This is a genomic window from Elizabethkingia argenteiflava, from assembly GCF_009904105.1.
In the GTDB taxonomy this organism is placed as follows: domain Bacteria; phylum Bacteroidota; class Bacteroidia; order Flavobacteriales; family Weeksellaceae; genus Elizabethkingia; species Elizabethkingia argenteiflava.
In genome coordinates this window covers 1-311 of the sequence record NZ_JAAABJ010000018.1, presented here as the reverse complement: position 1 = coordinate 311, position 311 = coordinate 1, and the positions used below count along the sequence as shown (strand labels likewise).

The following is a 311-nucleotide window of genomic DNA, read 5'->3' as shown; positions in this document are numbered from 1 at the left end:
TTATTTCTGCTCCCTTTGGCGTTTGCGCTTCTTCTTCATCTTATTGGCAAAGTCCAGTTCCTCGTAATCTTCGCCTTGGGCTTCGGGCAATAAACCTCCTAATGCTTCAATCTTACCGTCTTCGTGCTTGTCAGTTGTTATGTAGTCGAACAAATGGTGTGGTTCTTCCGCAGGAAGATCTACATCATTTGATTTGCATAGCTTGGGATGTAAAACGGCAGGATCTTTAATATACGGTTTGATGTTATTATTCCAATAATCATTAAAGGAGTTGGCAGAAAGTTCTGTTGCCAAACGTGAGCAGATCCATA

Annotated in this window: 1 pseudogene; it reads right to left on the bottom strand. The window is 41.5% G+C overall.

Features of this window, described 5'->3' with window-relative positions:
- Window positions 1-311 (bottom strand): annotated as a pseudogene (locus GNY06_RS00085) (conjugal transfer protein MobB); the annotation flags it as partial.